The organism is Pseudomonas reactans (genome assembly GCF_013387025.1).
In the GTDB taxonomy this organism is placed as follows: domain Bacteria; phylum Pseudomonadota; class Gammaproteobacteria; order Pseudomonadales; family Pseudomonadaceae; genus Aquipseudomonas; species Aquipseudomonas reactans.
The window spans coordinates 293,028-314,258 of sequence record NZ_JACAQP010000013.1 but is presented as its reverse complement, the minus strand read 5'-3'; the positions used below and the strand labels follow the sequence as shown (position 1 = coordinate 314,258).

Here is a 21,231-nt window from a genome sequence, read left to right as displayed (position 1 = left end):
GCTGGGGCGGAAGTATACGACCGATCCCTTACAGGGTCAATGTAACCTTCCACCTACAAGAAAGCCCGCAACAGCGGGCTCTCCTGATAATTGGTACCGAGAAGGGGACTCGAACCCCTACACCCTATGGGCACAACCACCTCAAGGTTGCGTGTCTACCAATTCCACCACCTCGGCAATACAGCGTTTACAACCCTTCTTACTTCTGCTCTTGAGCTGGAGGTACGTCAGTCGCTGGGGTAGCCGACTTTTGCTCTTGAAGCACCGGGACATCATCAGAAGCCGGTTTTGCTTTTGGCACTTCCAACACTGCTGGGTTTGGGAGACCTACTTGAGTCAGCACATGAGCTTTCTCTTTAGCAAAGTAACCTAACCCCAAGCTGGTTATGAAGAAACCGGCGGCAAGTATAGCAGTAAACTTACTAAGAAAGGTAGAGGAACCTTGGCTTCCGAACACAGTATTTGAAGCACCTGCACCGAAAGACGCACCAGCATCCGCACCTTTACCCTGTTGCAGCAAAACCAGAGCGACGACGCTCAGAGCAGCCAACAGATGAAAAACGACTACGACTGTTTCCAGCATTTTTTCAGTTTCCCGCGGCGCGACAGATCGCACCGAACTCATCTGCATTCAGGGAAGCTCCACCAATGAGCCCCCCATCGATATCCGGCATGCCGAACAGTTCGACCGCATTGGCCGCCTTCACGCTGCCGCCGTATAGAAGACGCACACCTTGTGCGACTTCAGAATTCTCTGCCGCCAACTGCGCGCGGATGGCTGAGTGCACATCCTGCGCCTGTTGCGGTGTAGCAGTCAGCCCAGTGCCAATGGCCCAGACCGGCTCGTAAGCAATCACTGCCTTTGCAAACGCACCAACACCCAGCTCCTCGATGATGCTGCCCAGCTGACGCGAGACAACCTCAAGAGTCTTGCCCGATTCGCGCTGCTCCAGGGTCTCCCCTATGCACAACACCGGAATCAAGCCACAAGCCTGTGCCGCTGCGAACTTGCGATTGAGCGTCCCATCACGCTCGCCCATCATCTGACGGCGCTCGGAGTGCCCAACAAGCACATAGGAACAACCCGCATCGACCAGCTGACTCGGCGAAATCTCGCCAGTCAACGCACCCTGCATCGGCTCCACCGCGGAGTTCTGCGCGCCGACCTGGATCGACTTGCCTTTCAAGCCATCAACCACTTGGTTGATATGCAAGCAAGGCGGGAACACCGCAACATCAACACCGCTCGGCAAGGCCAAGTGACGAAGGCCATTGATCAGCTCAGCGACACTGGCGCGGGTACCGTGCATCTTCCAGTTACCAGCTACCATAGTGCGACGCATGCTGTACCTCGTCGGTCAAAGTGGGCGCAGATGTTACCCAACCACATCATCACTGGCAAGCCGAATTCAGGCGCAAACTTCAGTTACCAGTTTTGCCAGGTCTTCGGCATGGCCGCGAACCTGTGTTTCATCATCACCTTCGACCATGACACGCACCAGAGGCTCTGTGCCCGACTTGCGCAACAACACACGACCGCGCCCCGCCATAGCAAGGGTCACGCGCTCGCACGCCTCTTTGACAGCCGGGTGCTCAATCGGGTTTTCGCCGCCAGAGAAGCGAACGTTGAGCAGAACCTGAGGGCACTTACGCAGCGCCTGACGCGCTTGAGCCAAGCTCTCTCCGCGAGCCCGCAGAGCCATCAATACCTGCAACGCTGCAATGATCGCATCGCCGGTCGTGGTGTGCTGGAAGCAAACCACGTGTCCGGAGTTCTCGCCACCGATCAGCCAATTGCGCTCAAGCAACTCTGCGATAACGTAACGATCACCGACATTGGCGCGGACAAAGGGAATGCCCAAATCCGCAAGGGCCAATTCCAGCCCCAGGTTGCTCATCAAGGTTCCGACAACACCGCCTTGCAGCCTGTCACGCTCATGCATGTCACGTGCAATGATGAACAGCAGCTCATCACCGTCTACGATGGCGCCCGTATGATCGACCATCAGCACCCGATCACCATCGCCATCGAAAGCAATACCCAGGTCAGCATGCTCAGCCAAGACAGCGGCCTGCAATTGCTCCATATGGGTTGAGCCGCAGTTTTCGTTGATGTTCAAGCCATCGGGCTGAGCCGACAAGACAGTCACCTGCGCACCCAGCTCTTTGAACACGCTCGGCGCTACCTTGTAGGTCGCCCCATGAGCACAGTCGACCACCAGCTTCAGACCGGCAAAACTGGTACTGCTCGGAACGCTACTTTTGCAGAATTCGATATATCGGCCTGAGGCGTCATTGATACGCGACACCTTGCCCAGCTTGCTGGACTCAACCACTGTCATCGGCGCATCCAGCAGCTCTTCGATCATCAACTCGATCTCGTCCGGCAGCTTGGTGCCCTGACCCGAGAAAAATTTGATGCCATTGTCATCGTGCGGGTTATGCGAGGCGCTGATCACGATACCGGCTTCAGCGTGAAAAGTACGCGTCAGGTAAGCGATCGCCGGCGTCGGCATGGGCCCCAGCAACATGACATCAGCGCCCGCAGCGGACAGACCCGCCTCCAGCGCAGACTCAAACATATAGCCGGAGATGCGGGTGTCTTTGCCCACCAGGATGCGGCACGCGCCCATGCTACGGAACGCCATACCCGCAGCCCAACCGAGCTTAAGCATGAAATCAGGAGTGATCGGAAATTCGCCGACCCGACCACGGATACCGTCGGTACCAAAGTATTTTTTAGTCATAAGTGCTCCATCATTCTTATTCGGCGGATTCTACCGCGGCAATCATACGCACTACATCCACCGTCTCGGCAACATCATGCACACGCAATATTCGCGCCCCCTTGGTGACGGCAAGCGCCGCCAACGCAAGACCACCGTACAAGCGCTCACCTACGGGTCGATTCAGGGCCATGCCAATCATGCTCTTGCGCGAAACACCGACCAACAGGGGCCGACCAAGAGCATGCAGAGATTCCATATGCTTGAACAGGCTTAGGTTGTGCTGCAGGGTCTTGGCGAAGCCGAAACCAGGATCAAGAATGATCTTGTCCGCAGCAATCCCCGCGACAGCACACTGAGCGACTCGCTCAGCGAGAAAACCACTCACGTCACCGACAAGATCGTCATAGTGTGGATTGTCCTGCATATTGCCGGGCTCTCCCAGCATATGCATCAGACACACCGGCAACCCCGTTGCTGCAGCAGCATCAAGGGCCCCATCACGCTGAAGGGACCGCACATCGTTGATCAGCCCCGCCCCCAGGCGCGCAGTTTCGCGCATCACGGCAGGCGTCGAGGTATCAACCGAAATGATCACATCCAGTTCACGCGCGATACGCTCGACGATCGGCGCCACCCTCTCCAACTCCTCCAAGGGAGAGACAACGCGAGCGCCAGGACGAGTCGATTCGCCACCGACATCAATCAGGGTCGCGCCCGCTGCAACCATTGCTTCAGCATGACGCAATGCTGCATCAAGCTGGCTGAAGCGGCCGCCATCGGAAAAGGAGTCGGGAGTTACATTGAGGATGCCCATGACATGTGTATGGGCCAAATCAAGAACCCGGTTGCCGCAAGGCAACCGGGTGGAGGACAACACAGAAGTCATTTCAAACCTTAGACGTCAGCTGCCGGGCCGCCGATCGGAGTTTCCGGGCGTTCGTTCTGAACCACTGGCGGAGTACCAGAGGTGCCTGAACCGCCTTCCCAATCGCGAGGCTCACGAGGCGCGCGACCGGCCATGATGTCGTCGATCTGGTCGGCATCAATGGTCTCGTACTTCATCAGCGCATCCGCCATGGCATCCAGCTTGTCGCGGTTATCCGTGAGAATCTGCTTGGCCGTGCCGTAGCACTGGTCAATGATGCTGCGAACTTCGGAGTCGATCAGCTTGGCTGTCTCACCGGAGAAGCTGGCATTTTGACCGCCACCGCCACGACCCAGGAACACTTCACCTTCTTCTTCGGCATACATCAGCGGGCCGAGCTTTTCCGACAAGCCCCACTTGGTCACCATGTTCCGTGCAATCTGGCTGGCACGCATGATGTCGTTGGACGCGCCGGTGGTCACACCGTCGAAGCCCAAGGTCATTTCTTCAGCAATCCGACCACCGTACAGCGAGCAGATCTGACTGATCAACGCACGCTTGGAGAGGCTGTAACGATCCTCTTCCGGCAGGAACATCGTGACGCCCAGCGCCCGACCACGAGGAATGATCGACACTTTGTAGACCGGATCGTGCTCAGGCACAACGCGACCGACAATGGCGTGACCGGCTTCGTGATAAGCGGTGTTCTGTTTCTCTTTCTCGGACATGACCATGGATTTGCGCTCGGCGCCCATCATGATCTTGTCTTTCGCCAGTTCGAACTCTTTCATTTCAACGATGCGCTTGCCGGTACGGGCAGCGAACAGCGAAGCCTCGTTGACCAGGTTGGCCAAGTCAGCACCGGAGAAGCCGGGCGTACCACGGGCAATCACGGCCGGGGCCACGTCGTCACCCATGGGGACTTTGCGCATGTGTACTTTCAGGATCTGTTCGCGGCCACGAATATCCGGCAAACCGACCACAACCTGACGGTCGAAACGGCCTGGACGCAGCAACGCAGGGTCCAATACGTCCGGACGGTTGGTAGCCGCGATGACGATGATGCCGTCATTCATTTCAAAGCCGTCCATCTCAACCAGCAACTGGTTAAGAGTCTGCTCACGCTCATCGTGACCGCCGCCCATACCGGCACCACGATGGCGACCAACGGCGTCGATTTCATCGATGAAAATGATGCAAGGCGCATGCTTCTTAGCCTGTTCGAACATATCGCGAACACGGCTGGCACCGACACCAACGAACATTTCGACGAAGTCAGAACCGGAGATGGTGAAGAAAGGCACCTTGGCTTCGCCAGCAATCGCCTTGGCGAGCAAGGTTTTACCGGTACCCGGAGGACCGACCATCAACACACCGCGAGGAATGCGGCCACCCAGGCGCTGGAACTTGCCCGGATCACGCAGGAACTCGACCAACTCGCCCACTTCTTCCTTGGCTTCGTCGCAACCAGCAACGTCAGCCAGGGTGGTTTTCACCTGATCTTCGGAGAGCAGGCGTGCCTTGCTCTTGCCGAAGCTCATCGGCCCGCCCTTGCCTCCCGCACCGCCTTGCATCTGGCGCATGAAGAACATGAACACGGCGATGATCACCAGGATCGGGAAGCTGGCTACCAGCAATTGGGTCCAGATGCTTTGCTGCTCAGGCTGCTTGCCTTCGACCACCACGTGGTTATCCACCAGGTCGCCGATCAGACCGTTGTCCTGGATCGCCGGACGAATGGTCTTGAAGCTGTCGCCATCGTTGCGTTTGCCGGTGATCACGTAGCCATCAACCGCTACGCGCTCGACCTTGCCATCCTTAACTTGCTGGATGAAGTCGGAATAGTTGAGGGTCTGCGGCTCGTTAGGGCTGGAGAAGTTGTTCATCACCGTCACCAGGACAGCCGCGATGATCAACCACAGGATCAGATTCTTTGCCATATCGTTCAATTAACTACCCTCTGAAGCAAGCTCCGCTACTGGCGCGCGCTTCGCATGATATTCACCGGCCTAACTTACTACATTACCTACAACTCTGGCAGGCGCCGTCTGTAACCCTTTGTGAAACTTTGACTACACAATATTCGTAAAGCTTCGTGACGAAAGCGATATAAAAAAACCTATCGCCCTCCTCGAATTCCTCAAAAACGCTCTTCACTCGCAGCGCCTTCAACCCCGCGGAAGCCGCGGCACAGCAGGTACTGCTCCCGAGACCTGTCTCGGGAAGAGTCAGGCTTACGCGTTTGCACCTTCTCGAACAACTTGCGGATGTTCTTGTGGTACTCATCGAAACCCTCGCCCTGGAAGACTTTCACCAGAAAATCACCACCAGGACGCAAAACCCGACCCGCCAAATCCAGCGCCAGCTCACATAGGAACATTGCGCGCGGCATATCAACGGCCGGTAATCCACTCATATTGGGGGCCATGTCGGAAATCACAAGGTCTACCTGCGAATTTCCCACAGCCTCAAGGATCTGTGCGAGCACGGCATCCTGAGTAAAGTCACCATGAACAAAGGTCACATCCGGGATACTGTCCATTTCCAGGATGTCGGAAGCGATCAAGCGGCCCTGCCCACCAATCAGACGACTGGTCACCTGGGACCAACCACCTGGGGCTGCACCTAGATCGATAACGCTCATGCCTGGACGAATCAACTTGTCCTTGTCCTGGATCTCCAACAGCTTGTAGCTGGCCCGGGAGCGGTAGCCGTCCTTTTGCGCCTTTTTGACGTAAGGATCGTTGAAATGTTCTTGTAGCCACTTAAGGCTGGTTTTGGAACGGGCCACGGGCCACCTCGAAAAATAAAACGGGTCGTGATTAACTGGGCGGTCCCGGACTCGCTCGGGTAAACTGGCCGCCGCTTTTTACAAGATCAGACGCAGGGGTCAGATTATGCCGCTCACTCAAGAGCAGAAGAAACAGTACAAATCCATTGGCCACCATCTGAAACCAGTTCTGATTGTGGCAGATAACGGTTTGACTGAAGGTGTGTTAGCCGAATTCGAACGTGCGCTGAACGATCATGAACTGATCAAGATCAAGGTCAACATCCTTGACCGCGAAGCGCGCCTGGCTGCCATTGCAGAACTGTGCAAGGTAGGCAAAGCGGACCTGGTTCAGGTCATCGGCAAGATGGCGCTGCTGTATCGCAAGAACTTCAGCGTCAACAAGCAACTGTCGAACGTACACCGCTTCAAGTAATAAAAAAGGGTCACGGGCGTGCTTCGCGCGCCCTGCCACTCCATCCTGGCGCCGGCTGCATCACCAGCACCAGACCGGAAAACCCTAGCACAAGATAGCTGAATAGCTGCCAGCGCAACGCTTCCGGCAGCCAGACATGCACAATGCAATACATTGCACACGCATACAGCGCCATCAACAGCAGTTGCCCGCGAATATCCCGCCACAAACTTCCCAAGCCCTCGGCCTTGACCAGCACCAACGCCTGGAGCGTCACGCACGCCGCTGCAAAACCCACCAGCAACGCACTCAGTAATCCATCGATCTCATCGATCAGCAACGGTGCCAGGCCAATCAGGCCCAGCGCCGGCAACACGCCAATGTGCAACAACCACAGGCCACCCACCCAAAGCATCTGGGAGAGCTGCCAAAGCATGGCGCCCGCACGAAGCGGGCGCCGCCTTTCAGACGTGACGAACTTCAACAATCTCGTACTCGGTCACGCCGCCAGGCGTTTTAACAGACACCACATCGCCCTCTTCCTTGGCAATCAAGGCGCGGGCCAGCGGAGAACCGACAGAGATCTTGCCGAGCTTGAAGTCAGCTTCGTCTTCGCCAACGATGTGGTAGACCACGCTTTCATCAGTCTCGACGTTGGCGATTTCCACGGTCGTGCCGAAAATCACCTTGCCGGTCTTCGGAATGGTCGTCACGTCGATGACCACCGAGTTCTGCAGGCGGCCTTCGATATCGCGGATCCGCGCCTCGACCATACCTTGCTGCTCACGAGCAGCGTGGTATTCGGCGTTTTCCTTCAAGTCACCCAGCTCGCGGGCCGTACCGATGTCCTGGCTCAGCTTTGGACGTACGACCTTGGTCAGGTGGGCGTGTTCCTCTTCCAGGGCCTTGAAGCCCTGGACGGTCATTGGGTATTTGGTCATGCCTTCAATCCTGCGTGTAGATCCTGCAAGCGACGCACGGTCTTTTCCGGACCGAACTTGAGCGCTTCGCAGATGGCTTCGCCAGCAGCAATGGTGGTGGTGCAGTAGATCTTGTGCTGCAAGGCGTTACGACGAATGGAGTAGGAGTCCGCGATCGACTGGCGACCCTCGGTGGTGTTGATGATCAGGGTGACTTCGTCATTCTTGATCATGTCGACCACGTGCGGACGGCCTTCCGTCACCTTGTTCACGCGACGCACTTTCAGGCCGGCAGCCTCGATCAGCTTGGCGGTCCCGGCGGTGGCCACGACTTCGAAGCCCAAGTTGATCAGATCACGAGCCACGCCTGCAACCAGTGGCTTGTCATCATCACGCACGCTGATGAACGCAGTACCGCCGGTCGGCAGTACTTCGCTGGCACCCATCTGGGCCTTGGCAAACGCTTCACCGAAGGTGTCGCCCACGCCCATCACTTCACCGGTGGACTTCATCTCTGGGCCCAGGATCGGGTCCACACCAGGGAACTTGGCGAACGGGAACACCGCCTCTTTCACACTGTAGAAGTTAGGAATGATTTCCTTGGTGAAGCCAATTTCCTTCAGGGTCTTACCGGCCATCACGCGCGCAGCGATCATGGCCAGGGAAACACCGATGCACTTGGAAACAAATGGCACGGTACGCGAAGCGCGCGGGTTGACTTCGATGACGTAGATGTCCTCGCCTTGCAGCGCCAACTGTACGTTCATCAGGCCGACCACACCCAGCTCCAAGGCCATTTTCTTGACCTGTTCGCGCATCTCGTCCTGGATGTGCGCCGGCAGCGAGTACGGCGGCAGCGAGCATGCGGAGTCACCGGAGTGAACGCCCGCCTGTTCGATGTGCTGCATGATCGCACCGATCACCACGTCGGTACCGTCGCACACGGCGTCCACGTCCATTTCGATGGCGCAGTTGAGGAAGTGGTCGAGCAGCACCGGGCTGTCGTTGGACACTTTCACCGCGTCACGCAGGTAGCGCTTGAGCTCTTCTTCTTCGTAGACGATTTCCATCGCACGGCCGCCCAGTACGTAGGACGGACGCACCACCAGCGGGTAGCCGATCTTGCTGGCGGCACGGATTGCCTCGTCTTCGCTACGCACGGTGGCGTTTGGCGGCTGACGCAGGTTCAGGCGCTCAACCATTTGCTGGAAGCGCTCGCGGTCTTCGGCACGGTCGATGGCGTCCGGGCTGGTGCCGATGATCGGCACACCAGCGGCTTCCAGGGCACGCGCCAGTTTCAACGGGGTTTGGCCGCCGTACTGGACGATCACACCTTTTGGCTTCTCGACGCGCACGATTTCCAGCACGTCTTCCAGGGTTACTGGCTCGAAGTACAGGCGATCGGAGGTGTCGTAGTCGGTGGAAACGGTTTCCGGGTTGCAGTTGACCATGATGGTCTCGTACCCGTCTTCGCGCAGGGCGAGAGCAGCGTGTACGCAGCAGTAGTCGAACTCAATGCCTTGGCCGATACGGTTCGGACCGCCGCCCAGGATCATGATCTTGTCGCGACCCGACGGTACAGCTTCGCACTCTTCCTCGTAGGTGGAGTACAGGTAGGCGGTATCGGTGGAGAACTCGGCCGCGCAGGTATCAACGCGCTTGTAGACCGGGAAGATCTCCAGCTTGTGGCGATGCGTACGCAGGTTCTTCTCGGTCACGCCCAGCAGCTTGGCCAGACGCTGGTCGGAGAAGCCTTTGCGCTTAAGGCGGAACATCATGTCGCGGTCGATGCTGGCCAGACCCAGGGTCTTGACCTTCTCTTCTTCCTTGATCAGATCTTCGATCTGTACCAGGAACCACGGGTCGATCATGTTCATGCCGAAGATGTCTTCGACAGTCATGCCGGCGCGGAAAGCATCAGCCACGTACCAGATACGCTCGGCGCCCGGCACAGTCAGCTCGCGCTTGAGCACGCTCATGCTTTCCGGATTGCTCAGGTCGAGTTTCTCGTCCAGGCCGCAAACGCCCACTTCCAGGCCACGCAGGGCTTTCTGCAGGGATTCCTGGAAGGTACGACCGATGGCCATGACCTCACCCACTGACTTCATCTGGGTGGTCAGGCGCGCGTCAGCCTTGGCGAATTTTTCGAAGGCAAAGCGTGGCAGCTTGGTGACGACGTAGTCGATCGACGGCTCGAAGGACGCCGGGGTCTTGCCGCCGGTGATGTCGTTCGACAGCTCGTCCAGGGTGTAACCCACAGCCAGCTTGGCAGCGACCTTGGCGATCGGGAAACCGGTGGCTTTCGAGGCCAGGGCCGACGAACGGGAAACGCGCGGGTTCATCTCGATCACGACCATGCGGCCGGTGTCCGGGCAGATGCCGAACTGAACGTTGGAACCGCCGGTTTCCACGCCGATCTCGCGCAGTACCGCCAGGGAGGCGTTACGCAGGATCTGGTATTCCTTGTCGGTCAGGGTCTGTGCTGGAGCAACCGTGATCGAGTCACCGGTGTGCACGCCCATCGGGTCAAAGTTTTCGATGGAGCAGACGATGATGCAGTTGTCCTTCTTATCGCGGACAACCTCCATCTCATATTCTTTCCAGCCGATCAGGGATTCGTCGATCAGCAGCTCTTTGGTCGGCGACAGGTCCAGACCGCGGGCGCAGATTTCTTCGAACTCTTCGCGGTTGTAAGCAATACCGCCACCGGTGCCGCCCATGGTGAAGGACGGACGGATGATGCACGGGAAACCCAGGGTCTCGAGGACCGCATTGGCTTCCTCCATGCTGTGGGCGATACCGGAACGCGGGCACGCCAGGCCGATGGACTTCATGGCCTTGTCGAAACGCGAACGGTCTTCAGCCTTGTCGATGGTGTCGGCGTTGGCGCCGATCATCTCTACGCCGAATTTTTCCAGGACGCCTTCGCGCTCCAGGTCCAGGGCGCAGTTCAGTGCAGTCTGGCCACCCATGGTTGGCAGCAGCGCGTCCGGACGCTCTTTCTCGATGATCTTGGCAACGGTCTGCCACTTGATCGGCTCGATGTAAGTGGCGTCGGCCATGGCCGGGTCGGTCATGATGGTGGCCGGGTTGGAGTTCACCAGGATGACGCGGTAGCCCTCTTCGCGCAGGGCTTTACAGGCCTGGGCGCCGGAGTAATCGAATTCGCAGGCCTGGCCGATCACGATCGGGCCAGCGCCGAGAATCAGGATGCTTTTTATGTCTGTACGTTTTGGCATGGGTTTGTCACTCAAATCCGCAGGTCAGTCGGCAAGCCGTCTTGAACAATCTTTGATAAGCCTGCGGGGCCACCGACATTCGGGGCCGCCCGCAGGCCGCTCAGTCAGCGTCGCTTGGCCATCTCATTGATGAAACGGTCGAACAGCGGCGCTACGTCGTTCGGGCCCGGGCTCGCTTCAGGGTGGCCCTGGAAGCTGAACGCGCTCTTGTCGGTGCGCTCGATGCCCTGCAGGGAGCCGTCGAACAGCGACTTGTGAATGGCGCGCACGTTGCTCGGCAGGGTTGCTTCATCTACCGCAAAACCGTGGTTCTGGCTGGTGATCATCACAACGCCAGTGTCCAGGTCTTGTACCGGGTGGTTGGCACCGTGGTGGCCGTGGCCCATTTTCAGGGTCTTGGCGCCGGAGGCCAGGGCCAGCAGTTGGTGGCCAAGGCAGATACCGAACACCGGAATCTCGGTTTCCAGCACGTCCTTGATCGCCTGGATGGCGTAGTCGCATGGCTCAGGGTCACCTGGGCCGTTGGACAGGAATACGCCGTCCGGCTGCAGAGCGAGCACGTCGCTGGCCGGGGTTTGCGCCGGCACCACGGTCACGCGGCAACCGCGCTCGACCAGCATGCGCAGGATGTTGTACTTGACGCCGTAGTCGTAGGCCACAACGTGATAAGGCAGGTCAGCGGCCTCAATGGTCGCATGGCTGTCGGTCTTCAAATCCCAGACAGTGGAGCGCCATTCGTACTTCTCTTTGACGCTGACGACTTTCGCCAGGTCCATGCCTTTCAGGCCTGGAAAACCCTGCGCTGCGGCAATCGCCGCCTCTTCGGAGATATTGTCACCGACCATGATGCAGCCGTTCTGCGAGCCTTTTTCACGCAGGATGCGCGTGAGGCGGCGGGTATCGATACCGGCGATCGCCACAACATTGTTGGCTTTCAGGTAATCGGACAGCGACATCGTGTTACGCCAGTTGCTCGCAACCAGTGGCAGGTCACGAATCACCAGACCGGCCGACCAGACACGATCAGACTCGACGTCTTCCGGTGTAGTACCGGTGTTGCCGATGTGCGGATAGGTCAGGGTAACGATCTGTTGGGCGTAGGAAGGATCGGTAAGGATTTCCTGATAGCCGGTCATGGCAGTGTTAAACACTACCTCTCCAACGGTCTGACCGTCGGCTCCAATGGCTTCGCCGCGAAAAATGCTGCCATCAGCAAGGGCGAGTATGGCTGGCTTAGTCAAGAAGACCTCCCGTAAATAAAGCCTGAAAGGGCGATCGCAGGTTGTAAAAAAGCGGAGTGACGTATGGACACGTCACCCCGCTTCTTCACTGAATTATTCTGCGCGCTTTTAGTGGACACACTAAAGCTGTAGCTTACAGAAAAAGGCTTTTTTGGTCCACCGCTAAAGAGCCTAAAAGGCAGGGGAATGCGACAGGACGTCGCTTAGCGGGTAAAAACGGGGCCTAAGCATAAGCTTGAGGCCCCGTTTTAGCTACTTATTAGTGCAGATCCAGCACATCGCGCATGTCGTACAGACCAGGCGTACGACCTTCCAACCACAGCGCAGCACGTACCGCGCCCTTGGCAAACGTCATGCGGCTGGAGGCTTTGTGCGTGATTTCCAGGCGCTCACCTTCAGTGGCGAACAACACGGTGTGATCACCCACGACATCGCCACCGCGCACGGTCGCAAAACCAATGGTGTCACGCGCCCGCGCACCGGTATGGCCTTCGCGGCCGTACACCGCCACTTTCGACAGGTCACGACCCAGCGCATCGGCAATCGCCTCACCCATGCGTAGCGCAGTGCCCGACGGCGCGTCGATCTTGTGACGATGGTGAGTCTCGATGATCTCGATATCCGCCTCATCGCCCAGCACGCGCGCCGCCAGATCCAGCAGTTTGAGCGACAGGTTCACACCGACGCTGAAGTTGGCGGCGAAGACGATCGGGATATCCTTGCCCGCTTCTACCAGCAACTGCTTCTGCTCAGCCGTCAAGCCGGTGGTGCCGATCACCATGGCCTTGCCCGCCTTGCGGCAGAACGCCAGGTTTTTCAACATCACGTCCGGCAGCGTGAAGTCGATCAGCACGTCAAACTCGTCCGCCACCTGCTCCAGGTTGCCGGACAACGACACACCGATGCGCCCCAACGAGGCCAACTCACCGGCATCCGCACCGATCAACGTGCTGCCCGGACGAACGATCGCCGCGGTCAGCCCGGAGGCCGGCGAGCGCTGCTGCACCGCCTCGACCAGTGTCTTACCCATGCGCCCGGCAGCGCCCATTACGGCTATACGTCGCATACTCAATTCCTTACAGGTCGCCGAAGAAGCGCTTCACACCATCGAAAAAGCCCGCGGTTTTCGGCGAGTGAGAGTCATCACCTTCCATCGAGCTGCGGAACTCTTCAAGCAGTTCGCGCTGACGGCGATTCAGGTTGACCGGTGTTTCCACCGCCACACGGCACATCAGGTCGCCAGCACCGCCACCACGCACCGGCGCAACGCCTTTGCCACGGATACGGAACTGCTTGCCGGTCTGGGTACCCTCAGGGATCTTGAGCTTGACCCGACCGTCGAGAGTCGGAATCTCAAGCTCGCCGCCCAAGGCAGCATCGACAAAGCTGATCGGCACTTCGCAGAACAGGTGCTTGCCGTCACGCTGGAAGATCGAGTGCTCGCGCACATTGATCACCACGTACAGATCACCCGTCGGACCGCCCTGAGTACCGGCCTCGCCTTCACCCGACAGACGAATGCGATCACCGGTATCCACGCCCGCTGGCACTTTCACCGAAAGGGTTTTGTACTCTTCGACGCGACCTTCACCGTGGCAGGAATCGCACGGGTCGGAAATGATCTTGCCCTGGCCATGGCAGCGCGGACAGGTCTGCTGCACCGAGAAGAAGCCCTGCTGCATACGCACTTGGCCAATACCGCCACAGGTCGGGCAAGTGATCGGCGAGGAGCCTTTCTTGGCACCCGAACCATCGCACGGCTTGCAGTTGACCAGCGTCGGCACACGGATATTGACGCTGGTACCGCGCACGGCTTCTTCCAGATTCAATTCCAGGGTGTAGCGCAAATCGCTGCCACGCTGGGCGCCGCCACGCTGACCACCCCGGCCACCGCCGAAGAAGTCGCTGAACACGTCACCAAAAATATCGGAGAAGTTCTGACCGCCAAAACCGGCACCGCCGCCCCCCATGCTCGGGTCGACACCGGCATGACCATACTGGTCGTAGGCCGCACGCTTGTTGGGATCAGACAGACATTCGTAGGCCTCATTGGCCTCTTTGAACATTTCTTCGGATTCTTTGCTATCCGGATTACGGTCCGGGTGGTGCTTCATCGCCAGGCGACGGTAGGCCTTCTTCAGGTCCGCCTCGCTGGAGCCGCGCTCCACACCCAACACTTCGTAATAGTCACGCTTTGCCATAAGTCTTTGCACTCTTAAGGACGTTCAGCCAGACCCTCCTGAGCCTTGCCAAACTCGTTGAGCCCCAATACAGGCCCGGACCCAACTCACGTCAATTCAACGATCCTGGTCATTACTACTTTTTAGCCAGGGACCCGGCCAAAAGTGCGGTATTTACTGCTCGGAAAGCAGGAGCATTCCCGATCACACCGCCAGCATCCGAACGCTGTCGCATGCTGTAAAAATTCGCATACCCCAGACACGCCAACGCGGGAGCAAGCTCCCGCGCGGCGACATCCTACCAGTCACCGCTTGATAGCGGTCAACCGGGCGACCAACTTACTTCTGGTCTTTGACTTCTTCGAACTCGGCATCGACAACATCGTCGTGCTTGGCTTCAGGCTCTGCCTGTTGCGCAGCACCGTCAGCTGGCTGACCTTGTTCGGCGTACATTTTCTGCGCCACTGGAGCGGAGACTTTAGACAGCTCTTCGATCTTGGCTTCGATAGCGGCCTTGTCGTCGCCTTTAACAGCGGCTTCCAGGGCAACTACAGCAGCTTCGATAGCAGCCTTCTCTTCAGCAGTCACTTTATCGCCAGCATCAGCGACCATTTTGCGAGTCGAGTGAACCAGTGCATCACCCTGGTTACGGGCGCCAGCCAGCTCGGCAAACTTGGCATCCGCATCAGCGTTGGCTTCAGCATCACGAATCATCTGTTGAATTTCTTCATCAGACAGACCGGAGTTGGCCTTGATAGTGATCTTCTGCTCTTTGCCAGTCGCCTTGTCTTTCGCGCCGACGTGCAGGATGCCGTTGGCGTCGATATCGAAGGTTACTTCGATTTGCGGCACGCCACGTGGTGCTGGTGGAATCTCGGCCAGGTCGAACTTGCCCAGGGACTTGTTCTGAGCAGCCTGCTTACGCTCACCTTGCAGCACGTGAATGGTCACGGCGCCCTGGTTGTCATCGGCAGTCGAGAACACTTGCGATTTCTTGGTAGGAATCGTGGTGTTTTTCTCGATCAGCGCAGTCATCACGCCGCCCATGGTTTCGATACCCAGGGTCAGAGGGCTGACGTCCAGCAGCAGCACGTCTTTCACATCACCGGCCAATACCGCGCCCTGGATGGCAGCACCCATGGCAACCGCTTCGTCCGGGTTCACGTCTTTACGTGCTTCTTTACCGAAGAATTCGGTCACTTTCTGCTGAACCAGCGGCATACGGGTCTGACCGCCCACCAGGATCACGTCGTTGATAGCGCCAACGTCGATACCGGCGTCTTTCAGAGCGATGCGGCAAGGCTCGATGGTGCGCTGAACCAGGTCTTCAACCAGAGCTTCCAACTTGGCGCGAGAAATCTTCACGTTCAAGTGCTTAGGACCGGTGGCATCTGCAGTGATGTACGGCAGGTTCACGTCGGTCGACATGCTCGAGGACAGCTCGATCTTGGCTTTCTCGGCAGCTTCTTTCAGGCGCTGCATCGCCAGCGGATCACCCTTGAGGTTCATGCCGCTTTCTTTCTTGAATTCGTCAACGAGGTAATCGATCAGACGAATGTCAAAGTCTTCACCGCCCAGGAAAGTGTCACCGTTGGTGGCCAACACTTCGAACTGGTGCTCGCCGTCAACTTCAGCGATCTCGATGACCGAGACGTCGAAAGTACCACCGCCCAGGTCATAAACGATCACAGTGTGGTCGCCTTTGGCCTTGTCCATACCGTAAGCCAGAGCAGCTGCGGTAGGTTCGTTGATGATACGTTTTACGTCCAGACCCGCGATGCGGCCGGCGTCTTTGGTCGCCTGGCGCTGGCTGTCGTTGAAGTAGGCCGGAACGGTGATCACCGCTTCGGTCACGGTTTCACCCAGGTAGTCTTCGGCGGTCTTCTTCATCTTTTTCAAGACTTCAGCCGATATCTGCGGTGCAGACATCTTGTTGCCATTGACTTCAACCCAGGCGTCACCGTTGTCAGCCTTGGCGATTTTGTAAGGCACCATCTTGATGTCTTTCTGTACGACTTCTTCGTCGAACTTACGACCGATCAGACGCTTTACCGCGTACAGGGTGTTGTGCGGGTTGGTCACAGCCTGACGCTTGGCCGACTGACCAACGAGGATCTCGCCATCATTTGCGTAAGCAATGATCGACGGCGTGGTACGCGCGCCTTCGGCGTTTTCGATTACTTTGGCTTTGCCGTTTTCCATGACGGAGACACAGGAGTTGGTGGTCCCCAGGTCGATACCGATAATTTTGCCCATGATTTACTCTCCCGAAACTTGAATTTGGTTGCCGCAGCAGTGGTGGCTAACTGCGGTAGCACTTAAACGCTTGACTTATAGATGGGGGCTTTGCAGCGTATTTCAAGCCTGCTCATCAATAGAAGGCGAAACCGGTGCAGGCGCCTTGCTCACGACGACCATCGCCGGGCGCAGCAGGCGACCATTGAGCAGATAACCCTTCTGGAACGTTTTGAGCACGCTGTTCGGCTCCAGGTCATGGCTTTCCTGCATAGCCATGGCTTGGTGGTGCTCAGCGTTGAACGGCTCACCGCCTTGTGGATCGATCGCTTCCAACTGATAACGCTTCAGGGTGTCCTGGAACATTTTCAGGGTCAGTTCGATCCCTTCGCGCATCGGGCGGATGTTTTCGTCGTCCGGGTTGGACAATTCAAGGCCACGCTCCAGGCTGTCGATGATCGGCAGCAAGTCATTGGCGAATTTTTCCAGCGCGAATTTGTGAGCCTTTTCTACATCCTGCTCGGCACGGCGGCGGACGTTCTGCAGATCAGCGGCAACACGCAAAGACTGGTCCTGCGCAGCGGCCAATTGCTCTTCGAGCACTTGCACACGAGTCGCCAGCTCATCGCCGACAGCCGAATTGGCGTCTGGAGTTTGCGTATCCTGCGTCTGTTCGTCAGCCATAATTTTCTCCTTTCAAAATCATGCGCGAACTCAACTCGCGCTTCTGTTCCGGTATATGGGGCCACAATTTCCAGGTTCAAGGGCGCTGGCGTTACCAAAAGTCTTTCGACTGACCTTCATCAATTCCTGCCTGGTCATTCCTGATTGCGCTTAAAAATATCCAGATTCAAGCAAATCGAGCTAAGCGTCAGGATTGTCAGCGCCGAACAAAACACTGTATAAATAACCAGACCTAAAGCCTGGGAGCGGCCGTCATGCTCGTGCACCTGTCCGTACATAACTACGCCATCGTTGAACACCTGGATCTCGAACTGGATCGCGGGATGAGCGTAATCACAGGCGAAACCGGCGCCGGCAAGTCGATCATGCTCGATGCCCTGGGCCTGACCCTGGGTGATCGCGCCGACAGCGGCGTGGTGCGCCCCGGTGCGGACAAGGCCGATATCCTGGCCACCTTCGACCTGGCGGATATTCCCGAAGCAGAGGCCTGGCTGGCCGAGCGCGACCTTAATAATGAAGGGCCGTGCATCCTGCGCCGAGTCATCACGGCAGAAGGTCGCTCGCGCGGCTACATCAACGGTACGCCCTGCCCACTGGGCGACCTGAAGGCCCTTGGCGAACTGCTGATAGATATCCACAGCCAGCATGAACACCAGTCCCTGCTGAAAACCGACACTCATCGCCGCCTGCTCGACGAATACGCAGGCGCGACAGACCTGGCCCGCCAGGTGCAACTCGCCGCCCAGCGCTGGCGCCAGACGCGCCAGGAGCTGGAGCGACTCTCCAACTCCGGCGACGAGCAACGTGCTCGCCACCAATTGCTCAGCTACCAACTCGAAGAGCTGGAAAGCCTCGGCCTGGGCGAGACTGAACTGGAGCAGCTTGAGCAGGAACACAAGAACCTCACCAACGCGGAAACCCTGCTGGGCATTTGCCGCCAGGTGGTGGAGCAATGCAGTGAGAGTGACTCCGGCAATGTGCTCAACGCATTGACCGCCAGCCTCAATCGCCTCTCTAGTGTTAACAGCGCCTCCGGCTCACTGAGCGAGGCCACAACCTTGCTGACCAGTGCACAGATTCAAGTTGAGGAAGCCGTCGGCGAGTTGAATCGCTTCCTGGACCACTTCGATGCCGACCCGGCGCGCCTGCAGGAAATAGAAGAACGCCTGGATACTATCTATACCCTGGCGCGCAAACATCGCATCCAGCCCACCGAAGTGGCGACGATGCAGCAAAAGCTGCTGGATGAAATCGAGACCCTGAACGCCAACGATGAGTCCATCGAACGCTTGGGCGATGAGCTCGCCTCTTTCGCTCGCCATTACCAAGAGAAGGCGCGCGAACTCAGCGACCTGCGCCAGCAAGCAGCGACGGGCCTGGCCAGCGCAGTGGAGTTGGAGATCCAACGCCTGGGCATGCCTGGCGGGCGCTTCACTATTGAATTGCGCACCAACGCGAGTAACGAACTGCAGCCCCACGGGTTGGAACAGGTGGAGCTACTGGTCAGCGCCAACCCCGGGCAACCGCTCAAGGCACTGGCGAAAGTAGCCTCCGGCGGCGAACTGTCGCGAATCAGCCTGGCCATCCAAGTGATCACTGCGCAAACCTCTCGGGTGCCGACACTGGTGTTCGACGAAGTTGATGTGGGGATTGGTGGGCCGACGGCAGAAATTGTTGGCCAGTTGTTGCGACGCCTGGGGGATAGAGGCCAGGTGCTGACAGTCACCCACTTGCCACAGGTGGCAGCCCAGGGGCATCAGCACCTGTTTGTGCACAAGGTCCGCGGCAGCGATGCAACACACACAGCCGTGTCCAAGCTGAATAAGTCGGAACGCGTTGAAGAAGTGGCGCGCATGCTCGGCGGGATCGATTTGACCAAGGAGTCTTTGGCACACGCGAAGAAAATGGTCGTGGCGGCAAAAGCCTGACCGGACAACTTTCCCTCTTTATAGAAAGCACGAAGGCGACCCTGAGGTCGCCTTCGATCGTTTTGCAGCGTGAATCTGCAGCGCTTGTTACTTTTTCTTACGGATGTACAGGACCAGATTATGGTCAACCAGATCGAAGCCATGCTCCTCAGCAATCTTGTGCTGCAGCGCTTCGATTTCCGGACTGGTGAACTCGATAACCTCATTGGTATCCAGGTCAACCATGTGGTCGTGATGACCACCGTCAGCCAATTCGAACACCGCATGACCGCCGTCGAAATTATGACGAACCACCAGCCCTGCGGCTTCAAACTGGGTCAGTACACGGTAAACCGTGGCCAGGCCGACGTCCTCGTTAGACTCCATCAGCGCCTTGTAGACATCCTCGGCACTCATGTGACGCTGCTCAGCAGAATCGAGCATTTGTAGAATCTTGACTCGTGGCAGAGTCACTTTGAGACCGGCTTTGCGTAGTTCGCTATTTTCAACCATGGTTAGCTTTCTCGCGGATGCTGCTTCGCAGCTTCTCTTAATACGGGTATGATCGGCGTTTACGTTGTCCCAGCCAAGATAGTGGAAGTCGCCCACCGATGCAAAACACCAAGCTCTTGCTAACCAGTTTCACCTTTGTGGGACTGCTCGCACTCGCCGGTTGTTCATTCCCCGGGGTTTACAAAATCGACATCCAGCAGGGCAATGTCGTCACGCAGGACATGATAGACCAGTTACGCCCCGGAATGACCCGACGGCAAGTACGGTTTATTATGGGTAACCCCCTGCTGACCGACACTTTCCACGCCGATCGCTGGGATTATCTCTACAGCCTGCAGCCTGGTGGCGGTGAACGCCAACAGGAGCGCGTCAGTGTCATTTTCAATGGCAATGACCAGCTTGTCAGCCTGTCGGGCGACTTCATGCCCGGCGTAAGCCGTGATGAAGCCTTGCTCGGCAAGGACAACGGCACCAACGTCACTGCGCCAGCGCAGGAAGGCGAGAAGCCGAAATCCGAAGTGCCGGCCAAGCCAGGCTCTCTGCTCGACAAGATCCAGAAAGACGTCGATGGCGTGGAAACGGTTCCCGTCCCGACGCCACAACCTCTGGACACCAGCCCGCAGTAATTTTGCGGCGCTCAACAAAAAGCCCGGCATGCCGGGCTTTTTGCTGCCTGCCATTTGGCCCGCCCTAGGAGTTCTGCTGCTTGGCCAGCGCCGCCTTGGCTGCGCGCAACCTGCGTATTTCTTTTGGGTCTGCCAGCAAGGGGCGGTAAATCTCAATGCGATCACCTGCCTGCACACAACGCACTTCAGCGTCCGCGACCACTTTGCCGAATATACCCAAAACGCAGTCAGCCAGATTCAACTCGGGGAATTGCTGAGCAATGCCTGACGCTTGCGCCGCCGAGCGCAGACTGGTGCCAGCCGGCACCGTCACCGCCAGCAGAACTTGACGATCCACAGCGGCGTACACCACTTCAACCTCAACCATGCAGTTGCTTGGCTCGCTGACAGAATGCATCCACCAGCGTATTGGCTGCCTGATTGAACAAAGGCCCCAAGGTCGCGCGCACGATAGGCCCGGCATAATCAAAGGAAAGGTCCAGGCTGATCTTGCAGGCTTTGTCCGTCAGCGCCTTGAATACCCATACACCATGCAACTGGGTAAACGGCCCTTCCTGCAAATTCATTTCAATGGATTTGCCGGGCACCAGCATATTGCGCGTCACAAAGTGCTGGCTAAGCCCGCCCTTCGCCACCCCAACACTGGCAACCATGTGCTCATCACTGCTTTCCAGCACTTCGGCCGCCGAGCACCACGGCAGAAATTCCGGGTAACGCGCCACGTCGTTGACCAGGTCATAGAGCGCCTGCGCCGGATAGGGCAGCAGGGCCGAACGTTGAATATGCGTCGTCATGTGAGCGTTACTTCCACTGCTGAGGCAAACATCGCGAAAGAACAGCCCGATCCGCGAGAGAAAAAAACGTGAGAACTGCGGGTATTGTCCGGGATTCGTCCAACACGCTCAAG

At 57.8% G+C, this 21,231-nt stretch carries 20 protein-coding genes and 1 tRNA gene; 3 read left to right on the top strand and 18 right to left on the bottom strand.

Annotated elements, in window-relative coordinates; translation table 11 throughout:
- Window positions 1-91: 91 nt before the first annotated feature.
- From HX793_RS16525 to rlmE, 7 genes are all read right to left on the bottom strand, one after another.
- A tRNA-Leu gene (locus tag HX793_RS16525) sits at window positions 92-177 on the bottom strand.
- A 22-nt stretch (window positions 178-199) separates the two neighbouring features.
- The gene (gene secG, locus HX793_RS16520; RefSeq protein WP_003194191.1) at window positions 200-583 is read right to left on the bottom strand and encodes a preprotein translocase subunit SecG; all 384 of its coding nucleotides are present in this window, start codon (window positions 581-583) and stop codon (window positions 200-202) included.
- 4 nt (window positions 584-587) lie between these two features.
- Window positions 588-1,343: a triose-phosphate isomerase gene (gene tpiA / locus HX793_RS16515; protein WP_016976823.1), complete on the bottom strand. Its 756-nt coding sequence runs from the start codon at window positions 1,341-1,343 to the stop codon at window positions 588-590.
- Between the two features lie 66 nt (window positions 1,344-1,409).
- Window positions 1,410-2,747: a phosphoglucosamine mutase gene (glmM, locus tag HX793_RS16510; RefSeq protein ID WP_016976822.1), complete on the bottom strand. Its 1,338-nt coding sequence runs from the start codon at window positions 2,745-2,747 to the stop codon at window positions 1,410-1,412.
- A gap of 16 nt (window positions 2,748-2,763) precedes the next feature.
- The gene (folP, locus tag HX793_RS16505) at window positions 2,764-3,615 is read right to left on the bottom strand and encodes a dihydropteroate synthase (RefSeq protein WP_016976821.1); all 852 of its coding nucleotides are present in this window, start codon (window positions 3,613-3,615) and stop codon (window positions 2,764-2,766) included.
- An 8-nt stretch (window positions 3,616-3,623) separates the two neighbouring features.
- Entirely contained in the window at window positions 3,624-5,534 is a 1,911-nt protein-coding gene (gene ftsH, locus HX793_RS16500) for an ATP-dependent zinc metalloprotease FtsH (RefSeq protein WP_016976820.1), read from the bottom strand.
- Between the two features lie 200 nt (window positions 5,535-5,734).
- On the bottom strand, window positions 5,735-6,385 hold the full coding sequence (gene rlmE, locus HX793_RS16495) for a 23S rRNA (uridine(2552)-2'-O)-methyltransferase RlmE (RefSeq protein WP_016976819.1): 651 nt from the start codon (window positions 6,383-6,385) through the stop codon (window positions 5,735-5,737).
- Window positions 6,386-6,491: 106 nt separating this feature from the next.
- Here rlmE and HX793_RS16490 point away from each other — a divergent pair, with 106 nt between their 5' ends.
- Complete coding sequence (locus HX793_RS16490; RefSeq protein WP_010206607.1) at window positions 6,492-6,800, top strand: YhbY family RNA-binding protein; 309 nt, start codon at window positions 6,492-6,494, stop codon at window positions 6,798-6,800.
- Window positions 6,801-6,810: 10 nt separating this feature from the next.
- Here HX793_RS16490 and HX793_RS16485 read toward each other — a convergent pair whose 3' ends face one another.
- The 8 genes from HX793_RS16485 to grpE all read right to left on the bottom strand — a co-directional run bounded on the left by HX793_RS16485 (window position 6,811) and on the right by grpE (window position 17,278).
- A complete protein-coding gene (locus tag HX793_RS16485; protein WP_025999772.1) occupies window positions 6,811-7,215 on the bottom strand; it encodes a hypothetical protein in 405 nt (134 codons plus the stop codon).
- 28 nt (window positions 7,216-7,243) lie between these two features.
- On the bottom strand, window positions 7,244-7,720 hold the full coding sequence (gene greA, locus HX793_RS16480) for a transcription elongation factor GreA (protein WP_010206609.1): 477 nt from the start codon (window positions 7,718-7,720) through the stop codon (window positions 7,244-7,246).
- On the bottom strand, window positions 7,717-10,938 hold the full coding sequence (gene carB, locus HX793_RS16475; protein ID WP_177094179.1) for a carbamoyl-phosphate synthase large subunit: 3,222 nt from the start codon (window positions 10,936-10,938) through the stop codon (window positions 7,717-7,719). Before carB ends, greA begins: the two co-directional genes overlap by 4 nt.
- 104 nt (window positions 10,939-11,042) lie before the next feature.
- Window positions 11,043-12,179 (bottom strand): glutamine-hydrolyzing carbamoyl-phosphate synthase small subunit, encoded by a 1,137-nt coding sequence (gene carA, locus HX793_RS16470; protein WP_038843802.1) that lies wholly within the window; start codon window positions 12,177-12,179, stop codon window positions 11,043-11,045.
- Window positions 12,180-12,438: 259 nt separating this feature from the next.
- Window positions 12,439-13,245, bottom strand: a complete 807-nt coding sequence (gene dapB / locus HX793_RS16465) for a 4-hydroxy-tetrahydrodipicolinate reductase (RefSeq protein ID WP_177004337.1) — start codon at window positions 13,243-13,245, stop codon at window positions 12,439-12,441.
- A gap of 10 nt (window positions 13,246-13,255) precedes the next feature.
- Window positions 13,256-14,380 carry a molecular chaperone DnaJ gene (gene dnaJ, locus HX793_RS16460; RefSeq protein WP_016976814.1) on the bottom strand — a complete coding sequence of 375 codons (1,125 nt, stop codon included), beginning with the start codon at window positions 14,378-14,380 and terminating at the stop codon, window positions 13,256-13,258.
- Window positions 14,381-14,698: 318 nt separating this feature from the next.
- Entirely contained in the window at window positions 14,699-16,615 is a 1,917-nt protein-coding gene (dnaK, locus tag HX793_RS16455; RefSeq protein ID WP_016976813.1) for a molecular chaperone DnaK, read from the bottom strand.
- A gap of 102 nt (window positions 16,616-16,717) precedes the next feature.
- Window positions 16,718-17,278, bottom strand: coding sequence for a nucleotide exchange factor GrpE (grpE, locus tag HX793_RS16450; RefSeq protein ID WP_016976812.1), 561 nt, complete (start codon window positions 17,276-17,278; stop codon window positions 16,718-16,720).
- Between the two features lie 254 nt (window positions 17,279-17,532).
- On the opposite strand from grpE, the gene recN reads away from it, so the two are divergent.
- Window positions 17,533-19,206, top strand: coding sequence for a DNA repair protein RecN (recN, locus tag HX793_RS16445; RefSeq protein ID WP_033898255.1), 1,674 nt, complete (start codon window positions 17,533-17,535; stop codon window positions 19,204-19,206).
- An 87-nt stretch (window positions 19,207-19,293) separates the two neighbouring features.
- On the opposite strand, the gene fur is transcribed toward recN, so the two are convergent.
- The gene (gene fur / locus HX793_RS16440; protein ID WP_003194220.1) at window positions 19,294-19,698 is read right to left on the bottom strand and encodes a ferric iron uptake transcriptional regulator; all 405 of its coding nucleotides are present in this window, start codon (window positions 19,696-19,698) and stop codon (window positions 19,294-19,296) included.
- A gap of 98 nt (window positions 19,699-19,796) precedes the next feature.
- Between fur and HX793_RS16435 the strand changes: the two genes are divergently transcribed.
- The gene (locus tag HX793_RS16435) at window positions 19,797-20,324 is read left to right on the top strand and encodes an outer membrane protein assembly factor BamE (RefSeq protein ID WP_016976810.1); all 528 of its coding nucleotides are present in this window, start codon (window positions 19,797-19,799) and stop codon (window positions 20,322-20,324) included.
- Between the two features lie 64 nt (window positions 20,325-20,388).
- Here the strand turns inward: HX793_RS16435 and HX793_RS16430 are convergent, their stop codons facing one another.
- Complete coding sequence (locus HX793_RS16430) at window positions 20,389-20,691, bottom strand: RnfH family protein (RefSeq protein WP_177053175.1); 303 nt, start codon at window positions 20,689-20,691, stop codon at window positions 20,389-20,391.
- The gene (locus HX793_RS16425) at window positions 20,684-21,118 is read right to left on the bottom strand and encodes a type II toxin-antitoxin system RatA family toxin (RefSeq protein ID WP_177094181.1); all 435 of its coding nucleotides are present in this window, start codon (window positions 21,116-21,118) and stop codon (window positions 20,684-20,686) included. Before HX793_RS16425 ends, HX793_RS16430 begins: the two co-directional genes overlap by 8 nt.
- Window positions 21,119-21,231: the final 113 nt, after the last annotated feature.